This is a genomic window from Streptomyces sp. x-80 (genome assembly GCF_046549095.1).
In the GTDB taxonomy this organism is placed as follows: domain Bacteria; phylum Actinomycetota; class Actinomycetes; order Streptomycetales; family Streptomycetaceae; genus Streptomyces; species Streptomyces celluloflavus.
In genome coordinates this window covers 74351-95857 of sequence record NZ_JAJPWM010000003.1, presented here as the reverse complement: position 1 = coordinate 95857, position 21507 = coordinate 74351, and the positions used below count along the sequence as shown (strand labels likewise).

Here is a 21507-nt window from a genome sequence, read left to right as displayed (position 1 = left end):
CCCGTACCGCCCGTGTCCGCCCGTGCCCCCGTCACGGTGCCGTGCCCGTCACGGTGCCGTGCCCGTCACGGTGCCGTGGCCGCCCGGTGGGTGCTCGGGCCGCCCCCCGCAGGCCCTAGGCTTTTCCGGGGCCGCGTCCCGCCGCCCGTACCGCCGCGAAGGAGATCACCGTGCTCGTGCTGTTGCCGCCGTCCGAAGGGAAGGCCGCGGGAGGGGCCGGTGCGCCGCTGTCGGTGGAGGCGCTGTCGCTGCCGGGGCTGGCTCCGGCGCGGGCGGAGGTGCTGGCGGAGCTGGTCGGCCTGTGCGCGGCGGACGAGACCAAGGCCCAGGACGTGCTGGGGCTCAGCGAGGGCCTGAAGGGGGAGATCGCCAAGAACGCGGGGCTGCGCACCGCCGGGGCGCGTCCGGCCGGCGAGATCTACACGGGGGTGCTCTACGACGCCCTCGGGCTCGCGACGCTGGACGCGCCGGCGCGCAAGCTGGCGGAGCGGTCGCTGCTGGTGTTCTCGGGGCTGTGGGGCGCCGTACGGATCGGCGACCGGATTCCGTCCTATCGCTGTTCGATGGGCGTGAAGCTGCCGGGGCTCGGAGCGCTGGGCGCGTACTGGCGGGCGCCGATGGCCGAGGTGCTGCCCGCGGCGGCGGGCGACTCGCTGGTGCTCGACCTGCGCTCGGCGGCGTACGCGACGGCGTGGAAGCCCAAGGGCGAGGTCGCCGATCGGACCGCGACGGTGCGGGTGCTCCAGTCGAAGACCGTGGCCGGGGTCGAGAAGCGGTCGGTGGTCAGTCACTTCAACAAGGCGACCAAGGGCCGGCTGGTCCGGGACCTGCTGACGGCGGGGCTCGCACCGGCCGGTCCCGCGGAGCTGGTGGACGCGCTGCGCGGGCTGGGGTACGCGGTGGAGGCGCAGGCCCCGGCGAAGGGCGGCAAGGCGTGGGCGCTCGATGTGATCGTGACGGAGCTGTAGGGCAGGTACGGCGCGGCCGCCATGTGACGGCGCAGGTGACGCGGCCGCCACGTGACGGCGCAAGTGACGCGGCCGCCACGTGACATCGCGGGTGACACCTCCGTCGAGATTGCAACATGCGCAACGCTCGTTGCGGAGAATGGGGCGGTGGGAGCACTATGGGCGGCGTGACTAGCGCCGCATCCTCCCCCGTGCCCACCGCCGCCTCAGCGCCCGCCGCCGCCCCTTCGGTCCTCGGGCTCGCCCCCGTCATCCCGGTCGTCGTCCTGCACGACGCCGCCGACGCCGTCCCGCTCGCCCGCGCGCTCGTCGCGGGCGGGCTGCCCGCCATCGAGGTGACCCTGCGTACGCCCGCCGCGCTGGACGCGATCCGGGCCATCGCCGACGAGGTCCCGGACGCGGTGATCGGCGCGGGCACCCTGCTCACCCCCGAACAGGTCGACGCGGCCCGCACGGCCGGTTCCCGGTTCCTGGTGAGCCCGGGGTGGTCGCCGCGGCTGCTCGGCGCGATGCGGGACTCCGGTGTGCCGTTCCTGCCCGGCGTCTCGACGGCGTCGGAGGTGGTGACGCTGCTCGACGAGGGCATCACCGAGATGAAGTTCTTCCCGGCCGAGGCGGCCGGCGGGACGGCGTATCTGAAGTCGCTGGCCGCGCCGCTGCCGCAGGTCCGGTTCTGCCCGACCGGCGGTATCGGCCTGGCCTCCGCGCCCGCGTACCTCGCGCTGCCCAACGTCGGCTGCGTCGGCGGCACCTGGATGCTGCCGGCCGACGCGCTGGCCGCGAAGGACTGGGGCCGGGTGCGCGAACTCGCCCGTGAGGCCGCCGCGTTGGGGCGCTGAGACGGCACACCCCGGAGTGCCCTCGCGCGGCCGTCGCCCCGGTGGCGGCCCGCGCCGCACCGCCCGCGTATGCCGACGGGCCCGGTACCTCGGTCGAGGTGCCGGGCCCGTCGGCGTTCGCGTCAGCCGTCCGGCCGCCCGCGCGAACCGTCCGCGCCGGGCACCGCGTCAGCGCAGGTGCGAGGTGTCGTTCAGCAGCCGCAGTGACGCGTTGCCGTCGGCGTAATAGGCGACCGCCGACAGGGACGCCGCCGAGAGCTCCATCCGGAACAGCGACTCGGGCGGCGCACCGAGCGCCAGCCGGACCAGCGTCTTGATCGGCGTCACATGGGTGACCAGCAGCACGGTCTTGCCCGTATAGCGCGCGATGAGCTTGTCGCGGGCGACCGCGACCCGGCGGGCGACCGTCGCGAAGGACTCGCCGCCCCCGGTGGGCGCCGCCTTGGTGGAGCCGAGCCAGGCGGTCAGGTCGTCGGGGTGGCGCTCGCGGACCTCCGCGAAGGTCAGTCCCTCCCAGGCCCCGAAGTCCGTCTCGCGCAGCCCGTCCTCGATACGGACCTCCAGGCCGAGCCGGGCCGCCACCGTGTCGGCGGTCTCCCGGCAGCGCCGCAACGGTGAGCTGACGACGGCCTGGACGGTGCCGCGGGCGGCCAGTGCGGCGGCGGCCGCCGTGGCCTGCCGGCGGCCCGCGGCGGAGAGTTCGGGGTCGCCGCCGCCGCTGCCGGAGAAGCGCTTCTCCGGGGTCAGCGCGGTCTCGCCGTGCCGCAGCAGGACGAAGGTCGCAGGCGTGCCCAGGTCCGCGGGGGCGCCCCAGCCGGCCACCGGGGTGCGCGGTGCCGCGGCCGCCGACGGGGCCGCCTCGGCCGCCTCGTCGGCGGCGCGCGCCGCGGTGCTGCGCGCGGAACCGGTGGCGAGCGCGGCCCGGGAGTCGCGCGGCTCCCACTGCTTGCCGATCCGTCCGGCGTCCATCGCCTCGTTGGCGAGCCGGTCGGCGTGCTTGTTCTGCTCCCGGGGGATCCACTCGTAGGTGACCTGAGCGGCCGGGAAGACCGTCTTGGCCTCGGCGGCCAGCGGCCGCATGTCCGGGTGCTTGATCTTCCAGCGGCCCGACATCTGCTCGACGACGAGCTTGGAGTCCATCCGCACGTGGATGCGCGCCTGCGGGTCCAGGGCGTGCGCGGCCCGCAGTCCGGCCAGCAGTCCCTTGTACTCGGCGACGTTGTTGGTCGCGGTGCCGATGAACTCGGCGGCCTCGGCCAGCGCCTCACCGGTCGCCGGGTCGAGGACGACCGCGCCGTAGCCGGCCGGCCCCGGGTTGCCCCGGGAGCCGCCGTCCGCTTCGACGATGAACGTCCGTGCCATTGCCTACAGACCCGAGTCCGGCGTACGGACCAGGATGCGGTGGCAGTTCTCGCACCGTACGACGGTGTCGGCGGCGGCCGTCCGCACTTCGTTGATCCCGGTGATGTCCAGCTCCAGCCGGCAGCCCTCGCAGCGGCGCTGGTAGAGGCGGGCCGCGCCGACGCCGCCCTCCTTGTTCCGGATCTTGTCGTAGAGCGCCAGGAGGTCGGCCGGGATGTCGGCGGCGGTCAGCTCGCGCTCCTTGGCGGCCGTGGCGGCCTCCGCGTCGAGCCCGGCGCAGGCGGCGTCCCGGCGCGCGACCGCGTCGTCGACCTTGGCCTGGAGGGAGTCGGCCCGGCCGGTCAGCTCGGCGACCCGCTCCTGGGCGGACTCGCGGCGCTCCATGACCTCCAGGACGACGTCCTCCAGGTCGCCCTGGCGCTTGGCCAGCGAGGCCAGTTCGCGCTGGAGGCTCTCCAGGTCCTTGGGCGAGGTGACGGCGCCGGAGTCCAGGCGCTTCTGGTCGCGGGCGGCGCGCTGGCGCACCTGGTCCACGTCCTGCTCCGCCTTGGTCTGCTCGCGGGCGGTGTCGCTCTCCTCGGTCTGCGCGGCGACCAGGAGGTCGCGCTGCTGGGTGAGGTCGGCCTCCAGGGCGCTGATCTCGGCGTGCTCGGGGAGGTTCTTGCGCTTGTGCGCGAGCTGCGTGAGGCGGACGTCCAGGGCCTGGACCTCAAGGAGACGGATCTGGTCGGCGGGCGCGGCGTTCAGCTTGGGGCTCCTGTTGTATTCGTCGGGGTGGTGCGGGGGGCGGACGCCGCGTGGGCGGTCCAGGGGTCGGTGACCGTACGGGAGACATGCGTGCGCAGTCCCCAGCCGTGCCGGTCGGAGACCGCGTCGAGCTGGGCCGCGGCTTGTTCGCACCACGGCCATTCGGTGGCCCAGTGCGCCGCGTCGAGCAGCGCCGGCGGGCCGTGCCGGGGGTCCTGGGTGTGCTGGGTGGCCTCGGAGGCCGGGTGGTGGCGCAGGTCGGCGGTGAGGAAGGCGTCCACACCGGCCGCCCGTACGTCGGCGAAGAGGCTGTCGCCCGAGCCGCCGGAGACGGCGACGGTACGGATCTCACGGTCCGGGTCGCCGGCCGCCCGGACGCCCTGGGCGGTGGCGGGCAGCCGCGCGGCGGCGTACGCCGTGAAGTCGGCCAGGGTCATCGGGTGGGCGAGCTCGCAGATCCGGCCGAGGCCCCGGCGGCCCGCCGGGTCGCTCGGGTCGGGCACCAGCGGGCCGACGATGCGCAGGTCCAGGGCGCCGGCCAGGGCGTCCGAGACACCGGGGTCGGCGGTGTCGGCGTTGGTGTGCGCGACGTGCAGCGCGATGTCGTGCTTGATGAGGGTGTGCACGACCCGGCCCTTGAAGGTGCTGGCCGCGACCGTCGTCGTCCCGCGCAGATAGAGCGGGTGGTGGGTGACGAGGAGGTCGGCGCCGAGTGTGACGGCCTCGTCGGCGATCTCCTGGACCGGGTCGACGGCGAACAGCACGCGGCCGACCTCGGCGTCGGGGTCTCCGCAGACCGGGCCGACGGCGTCCCACTGTTCGGCCCGCTCGGGGGGCCAGAGGGCGTCGAGCGCGGCGAGGACTTCAGACAGTGCGGGCACGGGTGGAAGGTTACCTCCCGCCCGTGCCCGTACGACGAGCCGCGGTCCGCGGGGCGACGGCCGCGGTGGCCGTACCGCGGGGCCGGACCGGGGGCCGCGGCCCGGCAGGCGCTACTTGACGAGGAAGCCGCGCAGGTCGTCCAGGACGCTGTTGGCGGCGGTGACGCCCAGGCCCAGGTACCAGGTCTCGTCCTTGACGTTCTTGGCGTGGCCTTCCTTGACCGCCTTGAGGTTCTTCCACAGCGGGTTGTTCTCGGCGGTGTCACGCTTGGTGGACTTGGGGTCGCCGTAGACGCCGGTGAAGATCCAGTCCGCGTCGGCCTGGTTGATGTTCTCCGGGCTGACCTCGGTGGCGAGGTCGTCGACCTGCTGGTTCTTGGGCCGCGGCAGGCCGGTGTCCTTGAGGATGGTGCCGATGAACGACTGCTGGGCGTAGAGCCGGGTGAACTGCGGCATGTAGCGCAGCATCGTGATGGTCGGCTTCTCGGTGCCGATGTCCTCGCCGAGCTTCCTGGCCTTGGCCTCGTAGGCGGCCAGGTTCGCCTTCGCCTCGGCGGTCTTGTCCAGGGCGGCGGCGTTGAGCAGGTAGTTCTGCTTCCAGGTGAAGCCGGGGCGGATGGAGAAGACGGTCGGGGCGATCTTGCTGAGCTGTGCGTACTGCTTCTCGGCGCGCAGCTTGCTGCCCAGGATCAGGTCGGGCTTGAGCTTGTTGATGGCCTCCAGGTTGAGGCCGTTGATGGTGCCGACGCTCTGGGGGTCGCCGGCGTCCTTCTTGAGGTAGGACGGGAGGGCCGCGTCGCCCTCCGTGGGGGCGTAGCCGACCGGCTTGATGCCGAGCGAGACGACGTTGTCGAGTTCGCCGACGTCCAGGACGATGACGCGCTTGGGCGCGGTCTTGAGCGTGGTGGTGCCCATCGCCTGCTTGATGGTGCGCGGGAACTCGCCGGGCTTGGCGTCGGTGCCCATCTTCGCGGTCTGCTCGGCCGCCGAGCCGAAGTCCTTGCCGCCCTGGGCGACGGACTTCGAGCCGGCGCCGTTGTCGCTCTTGCCGCCGCCCGAGTCGGACGAGCCACAGGCCGCGAGCGACAGGGCGCCGGCGGCGGCGAGGGCGATGGCGGCGGCACCGCGGCGGCGAAGGGACATCACGCACTCCAGGGGAGATCGGCTGCCGAGAGGACCGCAGGGGACGGCCCGGACAGCACAGAACGAACTTAGGCCCGCCTAACCTTACGCACTGTTGAAATCCGGAGCACAGCCGCCCCGTCCGGCACGAGCGAGAAGCACAGCCGCTCCGCCCGGCGCAGGTGAATCGGACAACCACCATCCTTATGCGTGAAGCAGGGCAACCATCGCCGATCGTCCGGAACCGCAAAAACTAGCTTCGGTTCCCGACTGGAGGTGCCCATTCGATGACGATCTGCGCCAGTGAGGACATTCCGGCCCTCGGCAGCCCGCACCGCGCGGCGCTGACGATCGCCGCCGACGGCTCGTACGCCGCCCGGCTCGCCCGGCACGCCGACGCCGCCGGGAGCCGGTTCCCGGAGCGCTGGACGCTGAGCGGCCCGGAGCCGTACGCCGTACCGCTGCCCGGCCACCAGCCGGAGGAGCCGGACAGCGAACTGCTGCCGCTCGCGGACGGCCGGGTGCTGATCCGGCGCCGGATCGCGGGCCGCTTCGCCTTTTCGCTGCTCTACCCGGCGGGCCCGGGGACCGGCGAACTCCCGCTCGGTGCCGTGGCGGCGCCCGAACTGACCCTGCTGCCGCCCGCCCCGGGCGGGCTGCTCGGCCACGCGCTGGCGCCCGGCCCGTACTCCACCACGGTGTGGCTGGTGGCCGGCGGGGCGCGGGGGCCCGAGCCGGTCGCCGAGGTACCGGGGCGGTGTACCGGCGGCGCCTGGCTGGACCGGCACGGCCGGCTGCTGGCGCTGGACCGGGAGTTGGCCGGCCGGACGAAGACCGTGGTCGTCGACCTGGAGCGGGGCGGCGAGGCCAGCGAGCTGCTCCAGATCACCGAGGAGAGCGACGACCGGCTGCTGCTCGCCGATCCGGACAGCGGCCTGCTGATCGTGCGGTCCAACGCCCCGGGGTACGACCGGCTGGGGTGGGGCGTGCTCGGCAGTTGCCGGCCGGTGCGCTTCCCCGAGTGCCTGCGGCCGGGCGGGGCCGTGCTCACGCCGTTCGCCGTCCAGCCGGGGCAGGCGCTGACGCCGGAGAGCTGCGCGGTGGCGTTCCGGATCGACGCACCGGGCGGTACCTGGCTGGGCGTATGGCGGCCCGTGGAACGGCAGTTGCGGCAGCTTCCGGCGCCGGACGGCTGGCTGGCCGGTGCCGGGCTGTGGACGGCGGACGGCGCGCTGCTGCTGCCGTACTCGACGCATGCGGTGCCGTGCGGGGTCGCGGTACCGGCCGTTCCGTCACCGGACGCGGACGGCGTTCCGGGCGGCGCCCCGGGGTGCGTTCCGGGCGGCATCGCGGGCGGCATTCCCGACTGCGTCCTCGGCGGCGTTCCGGACGGGGCGCCGCGGACCGGTCGGCGGATCCTCGTCCGCTCGCCCGGCGGGGGCGACATCCCCGTCGCCGACGACGCCCGCCGCCTCGGTGACATCAGACGCATCGACGACATGCCACTCCTCTCTCGCGGCCCGTACGGCGAAACCGCTCCGACCACGGCGTACGCCGGCGCGGCATATGCGCCGTCCGAACCGGCGGAAGGACCGGCGAGGCAACCTCGGCACGCCCCCACGCATCCCCAGATGTGCAGGCCGGTACCACTGCAACAGGCACCGCTGGCGACCAGGGAGGCCCGGTAGCGCGCGAATTGCCGCCCCGTTCTAAAATCGGGGCGGGGGCTACGCAGCCGGTTGACCCGGCCGCCGACGGTGTTGCCGCGGAGGTCCCGACGCGTACAGCTGTAAGCGATCTGACGGAGTGACTTTCCCATGTCCGAAGCCCGAACCGAATCGACCGAGGCGCTCCCAACGGAGGCATCCGCCCAGGCCGCAGCGGCGGCACACGCCGGCAGACACCGTGGCCCGGCCGCCGCGGAAGAGGCCATGGCCGACGCCAACGGGCGGCACCGCAGGAACGAGCAGTCCCAGCGCGTGTAGCCGGCCGGCGGGCGGACCGGGGCAGGTCTCCGCCGATGCCGCCCGCCCGCACTCAGGACGACGGCCGTGGCCGCCGCACCGCACTCCCGCGGGCGGCGGCCACGGCCGTTCCCGTGCGCGGTGACCACGGCCGTCGTCGGGCACGGCGGTCCGGCGGGCGTCAGCCGTGTTTGAGGCCCAGCACCTCGGCCGCCGCGAAGGTCTCGTTCGGCGGGCGTGCCGCGTAATACGGCGTCAGCACCGCGTCCAGCTCGTCGAAGCTGAACGCCTCGTGCGCGGTGTCGAACTTGGCGGCGATCCGCGGCCGTTCGGCGATGGCGACCATGCCGCCGTGCACGACCAGCAGCTGACCGCTGACCCCGGCCGCGGCCGGTGAGGCCAGATAGCCGACGAGCGGTGAGACATGTTCGGGGGCGAGCACGTCGAGGGTGCCGTCCGCGGGTTCCTGGAAGCCCGCGAAGACGTCCTCGGTCATCCGGGTGCGGGCGCGCGGGCAGATGGCGTTGGCGGTCACCCCGTATTTGGCCAGCGCCAGCGCCGTGGAGGTGGTGAGGCCGACGATGCCGCCCTTGGCCGCCGCGTAGTTGGGCTGCCCCGCAGAACCGGCGAGGAACGCTTCGGAGGAGGTGTTGACGATCCGGCCGTGGACCGGGCCGCCGGCCGCCTTGGCGCGTTCGCGCCAGTGGATCGCGGCGAAGTGCGTGGTGTTGAAGTGACCCTTGAGGTGGACGCGGATCACCGTGTCCCACTCGTCCTCGCTCATGGAGAAGACCATCCGGTCGCGCAGGATGCCCGCGTTGTTGACCAGGATGTCGAGCTGTCCGTAAGTGCCGACGGCCAGTTGGACCAGGGCGCGGGCCTGCTCGAAGTCGGCGACGTCGCCGAGGTGGGCGGTGGCCCGGCCGCCCGCCGCACGGATCTCGGCGGCGGTCTCCTCGGCGGGCGCGGCGGACGCCTCGCCCGAGCCGTCCCGTCCCGGCTGCCCGAAGTCGTTGACGACCACATTGGCGCCCAGGCGGGCCAGTTCCCGCGCCTCGGCCCGGCCCAGCCCGCGCCCGGCGCCGGTGACGATCGCGGTCAGGCCCGCGAGTGGTGGTGACTGTGCTGCCGGTTCTCCCATTGCCGTCCTCCCAGGTCGCTCAGGTCCCTCAGGTCCCTCAGATCGGTCAGGTCGCTCAGATCTCGATGCAGGTGCGCAGCGCGGTGCCGGTGCGCATCTGGTCGACGGCGTCGTTGACCTCGTCGAGCCGCACCCGGTGGGTGATCATGCCTTCGAGGTCGATCCGGCCGGCCCGCCACAGGGCGATGGCCCGTTCGTAGGAGCGCAGCACGTCCGCGCCGCCGTACAGCGACGGCAGAATCCGCTTCTCGTCGAAGAACAGCTCGAACATATTGACCTGGAAGGTGTCGTCCAGGGCGCCCGCGCCGACGATGCACAGGGTGCCGCCGCGCCGGGTCATCTCGTAGGCGGTGCGGGTGGTGGCGGACTTGCCGACCACCTCGAAGACGTAGTCGAAGCCCTCCCCCGCGGTGATCCGGGCCTTGGCGTCGGCGAACTCCTCGGGGGCGACGGCCTCGGTGGCACCGAAGCGCAGCGCGGCCTCGCGGCGGGCGGCCACCGGGTCGACGGCGATGATCTGGGCCGCACCGCCGGCCCGCGCGCCCTGGATGGTGGCGATACCGACGCCGCCGCAGCCGATCACCGCGACCGAGGACCCGGCTTCCACCCGGGCGGTGTTGAGGGCCGCGCCGAGCCCGGTGGTGACGCCGCAGCCGATCAGTGCGGCGATCTCGTACGGGACATCGTCCGGGATCGGGACCGCGCAGTTGGCGGCGACGACGACCTCCTCGGCGAAGGTGCCGGTACCGGCGAAGCCGAAGACCTCCCCGCCGGGGCGCCGGAAGTTGGGCGTACCGGCGTTCAGGAAGCCCGCCAGGCACAGGTGGGTCTGGCCGCGCTTGCAGGACGCGCAGCTGCCGCAGGCGGGCAGCCAGCACATCAGCGCCCGGTCGCCCTGGTGGAGGCCGGTCACGCCGTCGCCGACGTCGAGGATCTCGCCGGCACCCTCGTGCCCGGGGACGAAGGGGGCGGGCTGCGGCAGCACCCCGCTCATCGCGGAGAGGTCGGAGTGGCACAGTCCGGTCGCCCGTATCCGCATCCTGACCTTGCCGGGCCCGAAGCCCACCGCCTCGACGTCGTCGAGGACTTCGAGGGTGTCCTGTCCTGTCTCGTGCAGTACGGCTGCGCGCACGGTGCGGCTCCTCTTGTACGTACGGATGTGTGCGGGGTGGGAGGGGTGAGCGGACACAGTGGGACGGGGCGGACGCGGTGGGGTGTGCCGGGTGCGTCAGGTGTGGTCGATGACGGTGTCGGCGAGGACCGGGGCGTCGTCGCGGTCGGCCGCGGTGACCGACACCTGGATGCGGCCGGGTTCCGGTGCCTCGCGCCAGATCCGCAGGCGCAGCGTCTCGCCGGGGAAGACGACGCCCGCGAAGCGGGTGGTGTACGCGCGGACGCGGGAGACGTCGCCGCCCAGCGCCAGGTCGACGACGGCCTTGAGGGTGACGCCGTACGAGCACAGACCGTGCAGGATCGGCCGGTCGAAGCCGGCGAGCCGGGCGAAGTCCGGGTCGGCGTGCAACGGGTTCCAGTCGCCGGAGAGGCGGTAGAGCAGCGCCTGGTCCTCGCGGAGGTACCGCTCGGCGGTCAGGTCCGGGGCGCGCGAGGGGAGTTCGAGGCGCGTGGCGGGGCCGCGCGCGCCGCCGAAACCGCCCTCGCCGCGCACGAAGATCTGGGTGTCGCAGGTCCACAACGGACCGTCCTGGTCGGCGACTTCGGAACGGAGCACGATGACGGCGGCGTTGCTCCGGGTGTGCCCCTTGTCGTAGACGGCGGGGACGGTGGAGGTCTGGGTGGCGCGGCCGCTCACCGGGAGGGGGCGGTGCACGGTGACACGCTGGCCGCCGTGCAGGACGGCGGCCAGATCGACGTCGATGCCGGGGGCGGACAGCCCGCCCGCCAGCGCCATGCCGCCGCCCGCGACGGTGGCGAAGCTGGGCAGTACGTGCAGCGCGCGCTCCAGGGTGTAGCGCAGTTCGCCGGGGTCGGTGACGGGGTGCGGTTTCTCCGGAGTGGCCGCGCCGGCGCCGATGCCCAGGTGGTAGAGCTGGACGTCCTTGTGGTCCCAGGCGAGTTCGGTGGTCCGCGGCTCGGCGGAGGTGGCCTTGGCGGCGTCGATGGGCATGGGGCGGTCGCTCCTTCACCACGGTGTGAGACCCCGGCCCGGCCGTCCGCACCGTCGGCCGCGCCGGGGTCGTTTCTGGTCGGCCCGGCCGCGCCCGTCAGGAACTTCTAGAACGCGTTCTAGCCGATGGCACTCATGTATAGCCGATCCGACCGGCACCCGGAAGCCCCTGACGCCATGTCAGATACGGGCTCCCGGGAGGCACCATGACATTTGTCAGGGGTGATCGCTTACATTCGCATCTGCCGCGGCAACGTAACTCTGCGTAGCGTCGAAGACATGACGACAACAGGCGTACGAGAGACGGCCGGACCGGTGAGCCGCCCACGGAGCACGGGTGGCGCGGCGGCGGTGGCGGCGGTGGCCTTCTCCGGGGTCACCCGGAGTTATGGCGCGGTCCGCGCGGTGGACGGGCTGGATCTGACGATCGGCAGCGGCGAGACGGTGGCGCTGCTCGGCCGCAACGGCGCGGGGAAGTCCACCACCATCAGCATGCTGCTGGGGCTGCTGCCGCCCGGTTCGGGGACGGTGCGGCTGTTCGGCGAGGAGCCCGGGGCGGCGGTGCGGGCGGGGCGGGTGGGGGCCATGCTCCAGGACGGCAAGCCCATCCCGCGGGTCACCGTCCGCGAACTGGTCTCCTTCGTCGCCGCCACCTACCCCCGCCCCATGCAGGTCACGGAGGCCCTGGAGCTGGCGGGCCTGGGCGCCTTCGCCGACCGCCGGGTGGACCGGCTGTCCGGCGGGCAGGCCCAGCGGGTCCGCTTCGCGGTGGCGCTGGCCGGCAACCCCGAACTGCTGGTGCTGGACGAGCCGACCGCGGCGCTGGACGTCGAGGCCCGGCGGACGTTCTGGCGCGCCATGCGGGCATACGCGCGGCGCGGCAACACCATCCTGTTCTCCACCCACTATCTGGAGGAGGCGGACAACAACGCCGACCGGATCGTGGTGATCGACCGCGGCCGGGTGACCGCGGACGGCAGCGGCGAGGAGATAAAGCGGCGGGCCGGCGGAACGCTGGTCTCCTTCGAGCTCGCGGGCGCGCCGGCCGGGCGGCTGCCGGAGCTGCCCGGGGTGACCGCGGTCGAGGTGCGCGGCGACCGCGCGCTGCTGCGCTCCGCGGACTCCGACGCGACGGTCCTGGCGCTGGCCGGGCTCGGCCTCGTCCGCGGTCTGGAGGTCGCGCCCGCCAGCCTGGAGGACGCGTTTCTGCTGCTCACCGCCGCCCCGGCCGACGTCGGCGGCCCGTCCCCGAAGGAGACCGTCTGATGCTCGACTACATCCGCCTCGAAGTGCGCCGCACGCTGCGCGACAAGACCTTCGTCCTCTTCGGTATCGGGATGCCGGTGCTCATGTATCTGCTGTTCACCCGCATCGGGGCCAGCCCCGGTGGCGCCGATGCGGACTGGAAGGTCTCCGCGATGGTGGGGATGGCCGCGTACGGCGCGCTGGGCGCCGCGATCGGCACCGGCACCGGTGTCGCCGAGGACAAGAGCCTGGGCTGGCTGCGGCAGCTGCGGAGCACACCGCTGAGCCCGGCGCGGGTGGTGGTCGGCCGCGGACTGACCGGTTCGGTCACGGTGCTGCCGGCCATCGTGTCGGTGCTGCTGGCGGGCGGGCTGGTCAACGGCGTCCGGATGCCGGTGTGGCAGTGGGCCGCGCTGATCGTGCTGCTGTGGATCGGCACCACGCCCTTCACCCTGCTCGGCCTCGGCAACGGCTACCGCCTCTCCTCGCAGGCCACCGGCCTGGTCAACACCGGCTGTCTGCTGCTGCTCTCGATAGTCGGCGGTCTGTGGTTCCCGGTGGCGGCGTTCCCCGACTGGCTGCGTTCGCTCGCCGTCTGGACGCCCGCCAACCGCTTCGCCGACCTCGGGCAGAGCGTCACGCACGGCGGTGCGCCGGGCATCACGACCGTGGCGGTGCTGGCCGCGTGGCTGGCGCTGTTCGGCGGATATGCGGTGTACGCGTACCGTCGGGCCGCACGCACCGTGTGATGCATGAGGGCAAGGACCGGGAAACGACAGTGCGGAACACACGAGAACGGGGCTGCGGCAGGGGCCCCTGGGGCAAGGACTCCCGGCGCGGCGCGGACGACGGGCCGGGCGAGGCGGAGTGGCCGGAGCCGGCGCCCGGCAAGGGGCCGGGCCGGTACACCTTCCTGCCCTGGCTGCTGCTGGGCCTGGGCGCGTTCTCCCACATCATCCAGGGCAGGTCGGGCAACCCCTGGCTGGCCGGCGCCGCCCTCCTCGCCTTCAACTCCCTCTACATCAGCGTCGTCTTCGCCTCCTTCAACCCCCGGCGGCGCGACACCCGGTATCCGCTCTACGCCCTGGGCGCGCTGACCGTGCTCACCTACGCCGTCGCGCTCGGTTTCGGCGGCACCTGGTTCCTGTTCTTCCCGCTGCTGTCGCTGGCCTCCGGGACGGTGCGGGCGCTGCGCGGCAAGAAGCTCGGCCTGTGGCTGATCGCGCTCAGCGGCTCGGCCGGAGTCCTGGCGGGCCTGCGCGATGACGAGCCCTGGGGCTCGTTCGGCGTCGGGTACGGCACCTTCCTGTCCGGCATGGTGACGGCGACGGTCCTGAGCCTGTTCGACACCATCAACGAGCTGAAGGCCACCCGTCAGGAGCTGGCCCGCAGCGCCGTGGAGAAGGAGCGGCTGCGCTTCTCCCGCGATCTGCACGATCTGCTGGGGCACACCCTGTCCGTGGTGGTGGTCAAGGCCGAGGCGGTCCGCCGGCTGGCACCGCGCGATCTGGACAAGGCGCTCGCGCAGGCCGCCGATATCGAGGCGGTCGGCCGGCAGGCGCTGACCGAGATCCGGGAGGCGGTCACCGGCTATCGCGAGGGCAGCCTCGCCACCGAGCTGGACCGGGCCCGTTCGGCGCTGGAGGCGGCCGGGATCGAGCCGGTCGTGCGGCAGTCGGGGCCGCCGCTGCCGCCGCAGGCCGGGGCGCTGCTGGGCTGGGTGGTCCGCGAGGGCGTCACCAACGCCGTCCGGCACAGCGGGGCGACCCGCTGCGAGATCGAGGTGCGCGCCGACGCCGAACGGGCCCGGCTGACGATCACGGACGACGGCCGCGGCCCCGTCGGCACCGGTCCGGCCCCGCTCCCCGGCCAGGACCGGCGGCACGGCCCCGGTCCGCACCGGGATGCCGAGGGCGGCGGGGACACCGGGGACGGCGCGGGGGCGGCGGCCGACGGGTCCGGTGCGCGGCGGGAGCACGGTGCGGGCCCGGTGGGCGGTACGGGCCTGAAGGGGCTGGCCGAACGGCTGGCCGTGGTGGGTGGCACGCTGACCAGCGGCCCCGACGGCCGGCGCGGCTTCCGGGTCGTGGCCGAGCTGCCGGTGGGCACGGTCGAGATGACGGATGTGGCGGAGGTGGCCAGGTGATCAAGCTCCTGTTGGCCGAGGACCAGGGAATGATGCGGGGCGCGCTGGCGCTGCTGCTCGACCTGGAGGAGGACATGGAGGTGGTGGCCCAGGTCCCGGCGGGCGATCAGATCGTCGACGCCGCCCTGGCGGCCCGGCCCGATGTCGCACTGCTGGACATCGAGCTGCCCGGCCGCAGCGGTCTGGACGCCGCGGCCGATCTGCGCGACCGGCTGCCGTCCTGCAAGGTGCTGATCGTGACGACGTTCGGCCGGCCCGGCTATCTGCGGCGCGCGATGGAGGCGGGGGCGTCCGGGTTCCTGGTCAAGGACGGCCCGGTGGAGGATCTGGCGGCGGCGGTCCGGCGGGTGCTGGCCGGTGAGCGGGTCATCGACCCGGGGCTGGCCGCGGCGGCGCTGAGCGCCGGGCCCAATCCGCTCACCCAGCGCGAGCGCGATGTGCTCACCGCGGCGGTGGACGGTGCGACGGTCTCCGATATCGCCGGCAAGCTGCATCTGTCCCAGGCCACCGTCCGTAACTACCTCTCGGCGGCCATCGGCAAGACCGGCACCCGTAACCGCATGGAGGCGGTACGGGCCGCCCGCCGCAACGGCTGGCTGTAGCGGGCGGGGCGGCCGGACCGGGGAGGTGAGCGGACGGTGCGGCGCCCCTGGCCCCGTGGCCCGCGGGCCCACGGCCTCGGCCCCCGCGCCGTCGCGCCCCACGGCCTCGGCCCCCGCGCCGCCGGTCCCGGCCCCGTACAGGCCGCACCGTCGGCCCCGATCCCCCGCCCCGGCCCCGCCCCGGCCGCGCGCACCGCTCAGCCGTGGGCGGCATCCGGCTGCCGCCGGGGCAGCGCGATGAGCATCAGCAGGATGCTGCCCAGCAGCACCGCCGCGCCGACGTGGAACGCCAGGCCGTAGCCGCCGGCCAGGGCCGCCGGGTCGTGGCCCCCGGCGATCCGGGAGGCGGCGACCGTGGACAGGACCGACAGGCCCAGCGCGCCGCCCATCTGGCGCGAGGTGTTGATCAGTCCCGAGACCAGGCCCTGGTCGGCGGGGTCGGCGCCGGAGGTGGCGATGGAGGCGACCGGTGTCGCGGTCAGGCCCGCACCGAGCGCCATCAGGATGCCGGGGCCCAGGAGTGTGCCGAGGTAGCTGCCGTCGGCGCCCATGGTGCCCTGCCAGAGCATGCCGCACCCGGAGATCACCGCGCCCGTGACGGCCAGGGTCTTGGCGCCGAGGCGGTGCATCAGCCGTGGCGCGGCCTTCGAGCCCAGGACGATGCAGAGCGAGTGCGGGACGAAGGACAGCCCGGCCTCCAGCGGCGAATAGAACAGCACGTTCTGCATGTACAGGGAGAGGAAGTACCACATGGAGAACATCGCGGCGCCGGCCAGCACCATCGCCGTGTTCGCCGCGGAGACCGAGCGCAGCCGGAAGAGCCCCAGCGGCATCAGCGGCGCCTTGGTCCGCGCCTCGACGGCGATGAAGACCGCCACGACCACTAGCCCGGCGGCCAGCGGCACCAGCGCGGCCGCCGACACCCAGCCGTGGGTCTCGGTCTGCACGATGCCGTACGCCACCAGCGCGAGCCCGGCGGTCACCAGCAGTGCGCCGGGTACATCCAGCCGCCGCCCCGTACGCTGCCGGCTCTCGGTGAACCACCGCACCGCACCGGCCAGGACGAGCGCGCCGACCGGCACGTTGATCAGCAGCACCCAGCGCCAGGACAGGAACTCGGTGAGCACCCCGCCGACCAGGCCGCCCACCGCGCCGCCGCCCGCGCCGACCGCCGTCCAGGTGGCTATCGCCCGGGTCCTGGCCGCGCCCGCCGGGAAGGACGTGGTCAGGATCGTGAGGGTGGCCGGGGAGAGCACGGCCGCGCCGACGCCCTGGACGGTGCGGGCCGCGATCAGCTGCCAGGGCTCCTGCGCCAGCCCGCCGCCGAGGCTCGCGAGGGTGAAGAGCGTCAGGCCGACGACGAAGATCCGCTTGCGGCCGAAGAGGTCCGCGGCCCGGCCGCCGAGCAGCATGAACCCGGCGAAGGTGATGACATAGGCGTTGACGATCCACTGGAGGCCCAGTTCGGTCAGGCCGAGCCCGGACCGCATGGCGGGCAGCGCCACGTTCACGACCGAGACGTCCAGGACGACCAGGAACTGCCCGGCGCAGACCAGCAGCATCACCAGCCACGCCGGGGCGGCCGAGCGGCTCGGGGGTGCGGACAGCGTGGTGGCGCGGACAGTCGGCGGCATGCTGCCCATGCTCGCATTTATCCGATGAACGGCGCATCGGCATATCGGGGTACTCGGCGCACCGGACCTCCGGCGCGAGACCCAGGACCTGCGCCGGAGGTCCGGTCGGCCCCCGTCTGCGGCGCCCGGGGGCGGGGCGCCGCCGGCGTGCGCCGACTCCCCGCCCGCACACCGCACTTGACGTCGGCCGGCACCGGCGTCAGATGCGCAGCAGGGTCACCACCGCGGCACCGCCCAGGCCGATGTTGTGCGCCAGTCCGACCCGGGCCCCGGCCACCTGCCGCTCCCCCGCCGTACCGCGCAGCTGCCACACCAGCTCGGCGGCCTGCGCGAGCCCGGTCGCGCCCAGCGGATGCCCCTTGGAGATCAGCCCGCCGGACGGGTTGACCACCCAGCGTCCGCCGTAGGTGGTGGCGCCGTCGGCGACCAGCTTCCCGGACTCCCCGTCCGCGCACATGCCCAGCGCCTCGTACGTCAGCAGTTCGTTGACCGAGAAGCAGTCGTGCAGCTCGATGACGTCCACGTCCTCGATGCCGAGCCCGCTCGCCGCGTAGACCTGCCGGGCCGCGGCCCGCGACATCGGCTTGCCGACCACATCGATGCAGGAACCGGCGGCGAAGCTCTCCTCGGTGTCGGTCACCATGGCCTGGGCGGCGATCTCCACCGCCCGGTCCGCCAGCCCGTGGGCGCGCACGAACCGTTCGGAGGCGACGACGGCCGCGGCCGCGCCGTCCGAGGTCGGGGAGGACTGGAGCTTGGTCAGCGGCCGGTGGACGGTCCTGGACTCAAGGATCTCCGCGACCGAGTAGACGTCCCGGAACTGGGCGTAGGGGTTGTTCGCGGAGTGCCGGTGGTTCTTGGCGCCGACCGCGGCGAGCTGTTCCTCGGTGGTGCCGTACCGCGCCATGTGCTCGCGGGCGGCGTTGCCGAAGATCTGGGCGGTGGGCGGGGTCGGCCCGAAACCGTGTCCGGCCGCCATCACGCCGTAGTGCCGGGCGACCGGGGAGGCGTGGAAGTCGCCGGAGTCCGCGCCGGCGCCCAGCGCGCCCCGTCTCATCTTCTCGAAGCCGAGCGCCAGCACGCAGTCGTTGATGCCCGCCGCGACGAACTGGCGGGCCATCATCAGCGCGGTCGCGCCGGTCGCGCAGTTGTTGTTGACGTTGTAGACGGGGACGCCGGTCAGCCCCAGTTCGTACACCGCGCGCTGGCCGGCCGTCGATGCCTGGTGGCAGTAGCCGACCGGCACCTGTTCGACGGCCTCGTAGCCGATCCCGGCGTCGGCGAGCGCCTTGGTACCCGCCTCCTTCGCCATGTCCCAGTACTGCCACTCGCGGGTCTCGGGCTTCTCGAACTTCGTCATCCCGACGCCGACGAGGTACGCCTTGCCAGTCATACGTGTCCTTCCGTGGACTCGGTCGAGTGGGTCGGCCCGGGGAGCTCAGCCGAGGGGGCGGGGCTCCGGGTCGCGCGGCAGGCCGAGCAGCCGTTCCGCGACGACGTTCAGCTGCACCTGGGTGGTCCCGCCGGCGATGGTCAGACAGCGCGACATCAAGAAGCCGTGCAGTGCCCGCTCGCCGGCGCCCTCGCGCACCGCGCCGCTCGGGCCGAGCAGTTCGAGGGCCAGCTCGGCGACCTTCTGCTGATACGTGGTCTGGACGAGCTTGCGGATGCTGGCACCGGCGCCCGGTTCCCGGCCCGCGACCTGCTGGAGGGTGCCGCGCAGCCCGATACAGCCCAGCGCGTGCGCCTCGGCGGCCAGTGCGCCCACCCTCGCGCGCACCGCGCCGTCCAGCTCGGCGGAGCGTTCGATGAGCGTCCGCAGGCCGGTGTCGAAGGTCAGCTGGTCGGCCATGTGGACGCGTTCGTTGCCCAGCGTGGTGCGGGCGACCCGCCAGCCGTCGCCGACCGCGCCGACGACCGCGTCGGCGGGCAGCAGCACATCGTCGAAGTAGACCTCGTTGAAGAGGGCGTCGCCGGTGATCTCCTTCAGCGGGCGGATGTCGATCCCGGGGCTCGCCATGTCGACGAGGAAGAAGGTCAGGCCCTGGTGCCTGGGCACGTCCGGGTCCGTACGGGCGAGCAGAATGCCGTGGCCGGCCCACTGGGCCGCCGAGGTCCACACCTTCTGGCCGTTGATCCGCCAGCCGTCGTCGGTCCGTTCGGCGCGGGTGCGCAGCGACGCCAGGTCCGAGCCGGCCTCCGGTTCGGAGAACAGCTGGCACCACAGCAGATCGCCGCGGAGCGTCGGCGGCAGATACTGCTCCTGCTGCGCCTTCGTGCCGTGCGCGAGGAGTGAGGGGACGACCCAGGTGGCGATGCCCAGTCCGGCGACCTCGACCCCGGCGGCCGCCAGTTCCTGCTGGACGGCGAGCTGCTGTACGGGGCCGGCGCCCAGTCCGTAGGGCTCGGGGAGGTGCGGGGCGGCGTAGCCGGTGGGGGCCAGCGCGCGGCGGGCGGCCGCCGGGTCCAGGCCGCGGACGCCGTCGATGACCGTGCGGGCCCGTGCGCGGTACCCGGCCGCCGCGGCGGGCAGGTCGAGCCGCAGCTCGCGGCGGGCGCCCCCGGCGGCGTACCGGGCGGCGCGCAGCCGGTGGGTGTCACCGCCGCCGAGCAGCTGACGGGCCACGGTCGCCCGCCGCAGATGGAGATGGGCGTCGTGCTCCCAGGTGAACCCGATGCCGCCGAGGATCTGGATGCAGTCCTTGGCACAGTCGAGGGCGGCGTCCAGGGCGGTCGCGGTGGCCAGCGCCGCGACCAGACCGCGGACCTCGGGGGGCTCGTCGACGGCGCGGGCCGCGTCCCAGACCAGGGCGCGGGCCTGTTCGCAGCGGACGAGCATCTCGGCGCAGAGGTGTTTGACCGCCTGGAACTGGCCGATCGGGCGGCCGAACTGCCGGCGCACCGCGGCGTGTTCGGCGGCGGTGTGCAGCGCCCAGGCGGCGGTGCCGCAGCCCTCGGCAGCGAACAGCACCCCGGCCAGGTCGCGGACGAGGGCGCCGTCCACGGTCAGCAGCCGCCCGGCGGGTACCGGGACGCCGTCGGCGCGCACCTCGGCGGTGGGCCGGGTCGGGTCGGCGCTCTCCTGGACCCGTACGGCCAGGGTGGCGGCGTCGGCCGCGAGCCAGACGGTGCCGGCGGCCGTCTTGGCGGCGAGTACGAGCAGGTCCGCGTCGCCGCCGGCCAGGACGGGCGGCGCGGCGCCGTCCAGCACATAGCCGTCGGCGCTCTCGACGGCGGTGAGCGATCCCGGGCCGAGCGCGACGGCGCCGATGCGCTCCCCGGTGGCCAGGGCGCGGGCCAGGGCCGGGGCGCCGCCGCGGTGGAGCAGTTCGGCCGCGAGGGCACTGGGCAGGCAGGGGCCGGGGAACGCGGCCCGGCCCAGCTCCTCCAGGACGACGGCCAGGTCCAGCAGTTCACCGCCGCCCCCGCCCACGGCCTCGGGCAGGTGCAGCCCGAGCAGGCCCTGAGCTGCCAAGAGGTCCCCGTACGCGGGCCGGCCGGGCCGGCCGGGCGCGGTGTCGAGCAGCTTGCGCACCGCTTCGGGCGGCACGGTCCGCGCGGCCCAGCCGCGGGTCGCCTCGGCCAGGTCACGTTGCTCTTGCGTGATTCCGATGCCCATGGCGGGCAGACTAGAACACGTTTCAATCCGGCGGAAGGCCGACTGCCGGACGGGGACGATCGGCCCCTTTGTTCCTGTTCTCCGGGAAAAGATCCGGATGCGTTCCGGAAACGGTCCGGCGAATTCCGCCACCGTCCCCGATTCCTTCTCCCACCGCTCCCCGCAAGCGAATTCACCGCTTTCGGGGAGCGCGGAAGCGGTAAGGGATCCACGGCCGCGGGCGGCGCCGCGGCACGAAATGCGGACCGCCGTTCCGATACCCGAATACGCCCGGACCGGCCGGACCGGCGCGGGAGTCCACCGGGGCAGCACCCACCCGCACACCACCCGCACACCGCCCGCCCGGCCGCGTACGGCACCATGAGCCACCGGACCGCGGCCGGCCGCACCGCAGCGGCGCCCGGCCCCGCGCCCGGCCGGACCGCACGACACAGGAGGAAGCCCATGACCGCTCGTACGGCGCCCGCAGTTCCGCGGCCGGAGATCCTCGCCGCGTTCGAGGCGGCGAAGGGCTTCATGCCCGTGGACGAGGGCCTCGCCCTGTACGCGGCCGCCACCGAGGCGGCGGCGCTCGGCCTGCCCCTGGTGGAGGTCGGCACCTACTGCGGCCGCTCCACGATCCTGCTCGCGGACGCCGCGCGCGGTGCGGGAGTGACCGCTGTGACCGTCGACCACCACCGGGGCAGCGAGGAGCAGCAGCCCGGCTGGGAGTACCACGACGCGGCGGTCGTCGACCCCGAGGTCGGCAAGATGGACACGCTGCCCACCTTCCGCCGCACCCTGCACGCGGCCGGCCTGGAGGAGCAGGTGATCGCCCTGGTGGGCCGGTCACCGCGGGCCGCGGCGCTCTGGGGGACACCGGTGGGCCTGGTGTTCATCGACGGCGGGCACACCGACGAGCACGCCACCGCCGACTACGAGGGCTGGACGCCGCATCTCGCGCCGGGCGGCCTGCTGGTCATCCACGACGTGTTCGCCGATCCGGCCGACGGCGGCCAGGCCCCGTACCGCATCTACCGCAGGGCGCTGGCGTCCGGCGCCTTCACCGAGGTCTCGGCCCATGGCTCGCTGCACGTACTGCGGCGCAGCGGTGCCGGCGGCTGAGCCGGGCT

The 21507-nt window shown here is 74.0% G+C and carries 19 protein-coding genes; 9 read left to right on the top strand and 10 right to left on the bottom strand.

The genetic code is table 11. The features are described 5' to 3' along the window. Positions 1 to 170: 170 nt before the first annotated feature. Positions 171 to 968: a peroxide stress protein YaaA gene (gene yaaA / locus ACLJWH_RS05980; protein ID WP_411140522.1), complete on the top strand. Its 798-nt coding sequence runs from the start codon at positions 171 to 173 to the stop codon at positions 966 to 968. Between the two features lie 158 nt (positions 969 to 1126). Continuing rightward, positions 1127 to 1807, top strand: a complete 681-nt coding sequence (locus ACLJWH_RS05975) for a bifunctional 4-hydroxy-2-oxoglutarate aldolase/2-dehydro-3-deoxy-phosphogluconate aldolase (RefSeq protein WP_411140521.1) — start codon at positions 1127 to 1129, stop codon at positions 1805 to 1807. 168 nt (positions 1808 to 1975) lie between these two features. Here the strand turns inward: ACLJWH_RS05975 and ACLJWH_RS05970 are convergent, their stop codons facing one another. The 4 genes from ACLJWH_RS05970 to ACLJWH_RS05955 form a co-directional block, all read right to left on the bottom strand. Continuing rightward, positions 1976 to 3169, bottom strand: a complete 1194-nt coding sequence (locus tag ACLJWH_RS05970; RefSeq protein ID WP_411140520.1) for a bifunctional RNase H/acid phosphatase — start codon at positions 3167 to 3169, stop codon at positions 1976 to 1978. 3 nt (positions 3170 to 3172) lie between these two features. Continuing rightward, positions 3173 to 3916: a zinc ribbon domain-containing protein gene (locus ACLJWH_RS05965; RefSeq protein WP_411140878.1), complete on the bottom strand. Its 744-nt coding sequence runs from the start codon at positions 3914 to 3916 to the stop codon at positions 3173 to 3175. Continuing rightward, complete coding sequence (locus ACLJWH_RS05960; RefSeq protein ID WP_411140519.1) at positions 3913 to 4797, bottom strand: Nif3-like dinuclear metal center hexameric protein; 885 nt, start codon at positions 4795 to 4797, stop codon at positions 3913 to 3915. Before ACLJWH_RS05960 ends, ACLJWH_RS05965 begins: the two co-directional genes overlap by 4 nt. Positions 4798 to 4908: 111 nt before the next feature. Beyond that, positions 4909 to 5940, bottom strand: coding sequence for an ABC transporter substrate-binding protein (locus ACLJWH_RS05955; RefSeq protein ID WP_411140518.1), 1032 nt, complete (start codon positions 5938 to 5940; stop codon positions 4909 to 4911). Between the two features lie 266 nt (positions 5941 to 6206). On the opposite strand from ACLJWH_RS05955, the gene ACLJWH_RS05950 reads away from it, so the two are divergent. Beyond that, positions 6207 to 7607 carry a hypothetical protein gene (locus ACLJWH_RS05950; RefSeq protein ID WP_411140517.1) on the top strand — a complete coding sequence of 467 codons (1401 nt, stop codon included), beginning with the start codon at positions 6207 to 6209 and terminating at the stop codon, positions 7605 to 7607. Positions 7608 to 7736: 129 nt separating this feature from the next. Continuing rightward, a complete protein-coding gene (locus ACLJWH_RS05945) occupies positions 7737 to 7904 on the top strand; it encodes a hypothetical protein (RefSeq protein WP_411140516.1) in 168 nt (55 codons plus the stop codon). A 160-nt stretch (positions 7905 to 8064) separates the two neighbouring features. On the opposite strand, the gene ACLJWH_RS05940 is transcribed toward ACLJWH_RS05945, so the two are convergent. From ACLJWH_RS05940 to ACLJWH_RS05930, 3 genes are all read right to left on the bottom strand, one after another. Beyond that, entirely contained in the window at positions 8065 to 9024 is a 960-nt protein-coding gene (locus ACLJWH_RS05940) for a 3-oxoacyl-ACP reductase (RefSeq protein ID WP_411140515.1), read from the bottom strand. 55 nt (positions 9025 to 9079) lie between these two features. Further along, the gene (locus ACLJWH_RS05935) at positions 9080 to 10156 is read right to left on the bottom strand and encodes a Zn-dependent alcohol dehydrogenase (protein WP_411140514.1); all 1077 of its coding nucleotides are present in this window, start codon (positions 10154 to 10156) and stop codon (positions 9080 to 9082) included. Between the two features lie 96 nt (positions 10157 to 10252). Beyond that, positions 10253 to 11149 carry a MaoC/PaaZ C-terminal domain-containing protein gene (locus ACLJWH_RS05930; protein WP_411140513.1) on the bottom strand — a complete coding sequence of 299 codons (897 nt, stop codon included), beginning with the start codon at positions 11147 to 11149 and terminating at the stop codon, positions 10253 to 10255. 279 nt (positions 11150 to 11428) lie between these two features. Here ACLJWH_RS05930 and ACLJWH_RS05925 point away from each other — a divergent pair, with 279 nt between their 5' ends. Genes ACLJWH_RS05925 through ACLJWH_RS05910 form a run of 4 tightly spaced genes read left to right on the top strand, consistent with a single transcriptional unit; the run spans position 11429 to position 15142 of the window. Then, positions 11429 to 12415 (top strand): ATP-binding cassette domain-containing protein, encoded by a 987-nt coding sequence (locus ACLJWH_RS05925; protein WP_411140512.1) that lies wholly within the window; start codon positions 11429 to 11431, stop codon positions 12413 to 12415. Then, positions 12415 to 13143, top strand: a complete 729-nt coding sequence (locus tag ACLJWH_RS05920; RefSeq protein ID WP_411140511.1) for an ABC transporter permease — start codon at positions 12415 to 12417, stop codon at positions 13141 to 13143. Before ACLJWH_RS05925 ends, ACLJWH_RS05920 begins: the two co-directional genes overlap by 1 nt. A gap of 29 nt (positions 13144 to 13172) precedes the next feature. Continuing rightward, on the top strand, positions 13173 to 14540 hold the full coding sequence (locus ACLJWH_RS05915) for a histidine kinase (RefSeq protein WP_411140510.1): 1368 nt from the start codon (positions 13173 to 13175) through the stop codon (positions 14538 to 14540). Beyond that, a complete protein-coding gene (locus tag ACLJWH_RS05910) occupies positions 14537 to 15142 on the top strand; it encodes a response regulator (protein WP_411140509.1) in 606 nt (201 codons plus the stop codon). Before ACLJWH_RS05915 ends, ACLJWH_RS05910 begins: the two co-directional genes overlap by 4 nt. Positions 15143 to 15339: 197 nt before the next feature. Here the strand turns inward: ACLJWH_RS05910 and ACLJWH_RS05905 are convergent, their stop codons facing one another. From ACLJWH_RS05905 to ACLJWH_RS05895, 3 genes are all read right to left on the bottom strand, one after another. Beyond that, entirely contained in the window at positions 15340 to 16785 is a 1446-nt protein-coding gene (locus ACLJWH_RS05905; RefSeq protein ID WP_411140508.1) for an MFS transporter, read from the bottom strand. 190 nt (positions 16786 to 16975) lie between these two features. Further along, the gene (locus ACLJWH_RS05900) at positions 16976 to 18169 is read right to left on the bottom strand and encodes a lipid-transfer protein (protein ID WP_411140507.1); all 1194 of its coding nucleotides are present in this window, start codon (positions 18167 to 18169) and stop codon (positions 16976 to 16978) included. 45 nt (positions 18170 to 18214) lie between these two features. Then, positions 18215 to 20395 (bottom strand): acyl-CoA dehydrogenase, encoded by a 2181-nt coding sequence (locus tag ACLJWH_RS05895; RefSeq protein WP_411140506.1) that lies wholly within the window; start codon positions 20393 to 20395, stop codon positions 18215 to 18217. 444 nt (positions 20396 to 20839) lie between these two features. Here ACLJWH_RS05895 and ACLJWH_RS05890 point away from each other — a divergent pair, with 444 nt between their 5' ends. After that, on the top strand, positions 20840 to 21499 hold the full coding sequence (locus ACLJWH_RS05890) for a class I SAM-dependent methyltransferase (protein WP_411140505.1): 660 nt from the start codon (positions 20840 to 20842) through the stop codon (positions 21497 to 21499). Positions 21500 to 21507: the final 8 nt, after the last annotated feature.

Coding starts and splice junctions, on each gene's coding strand:
- ACLJWH_RS05940 (WP_411140515.1), bottom strand. CDS start 9,024: ATGGGAGAACCGGCAGCACAGTCACCACCACTCGCGGGCCTGACCGCG.
- ACLJWH_RS05970 (WP_411140520.1), bottom strand. CDS start 3,169: ATGGCACGGACGTTCATCGTCGAAGCGGACGGCGGCTCCCGGGGCAAC.
- ACLJWH_RS05925 (WP_411140512.1), top strand. CDS start 11,429: ATGACGACAACAGGCGTACGAGAGACGGCCGGACCGGTGAGCCGCCCA.
- ACLJWH_RS05955 (WP_411140518.1), bottom strand. CDS start 5,940: ATGTCCCTTCGCCGCCGCGGTGCCGCCGCCATCGCCCTCGCCGCCGCC.
- ACLJWH_RS05930 (WP_411140513.1), bottom strand. CDS start 11,149: ATGCCCATCGACGCCGCCAAGGCCACCTCCGCCGAGCCGCGGACCACC.
- ACLJWH_RS05950 (WP_411140517.1), top strand. CDS start 6,207: ATGACGATCTGCGCCAGTGAGGACATTCCGGCCCTCGGCAGCCCGCAC.
- ACLJWH_RS05905 (WP_411140508.1), bottom strand. CDS start 16,785: ATGGGCAGCATGCCGCCGACTGTCCGCGCCACCACGCTGTCCGCACCC.
- ACLJWH_RS05890 (WP_411140505.1), top strand. CDS start 20,840: ATGACCGCTCGTACGGCGCCCGCAGTTCCGCGGCCGGAGATCCTCGCC.
- ACLJWH_RS05975 (WP_411140521.1), top strand. CDS start 1,127: ATGGGCGGCGTGACTAGCGCCGCATCCTCCCCCGTGCCCACCGCCGCC.
- ACLJWH_RS05895 (WP_411140506.1), bottom strand. CDS start 20,395: ATGGGCATCGGAATCACGCAAGAGCAACGTGACCTGGCCGAGGCGACC.
- ACLJWH_RS05900 (WP_411140507.1), bottom strand. CDS start 18,169: ATGACTGGCAAGGCGTACCTCGTCGGCGTCGGGATGACGAAGTTCGAG.
- ACLJWH_RS05920 (WP_411140511.1), top strand. CDS start 12,415: ATGCTCGACTACATCCGCCTCGAAGTGCGCCGCACGCTGCGCGACAAG.
- ACLJWH_RS05945 (WP_411140516.1), top strand. CDS start 7,737: ATGTCCGAAGCCCGAACCGAATCGACCGAGGCGCTCCCAACGGAGGCA.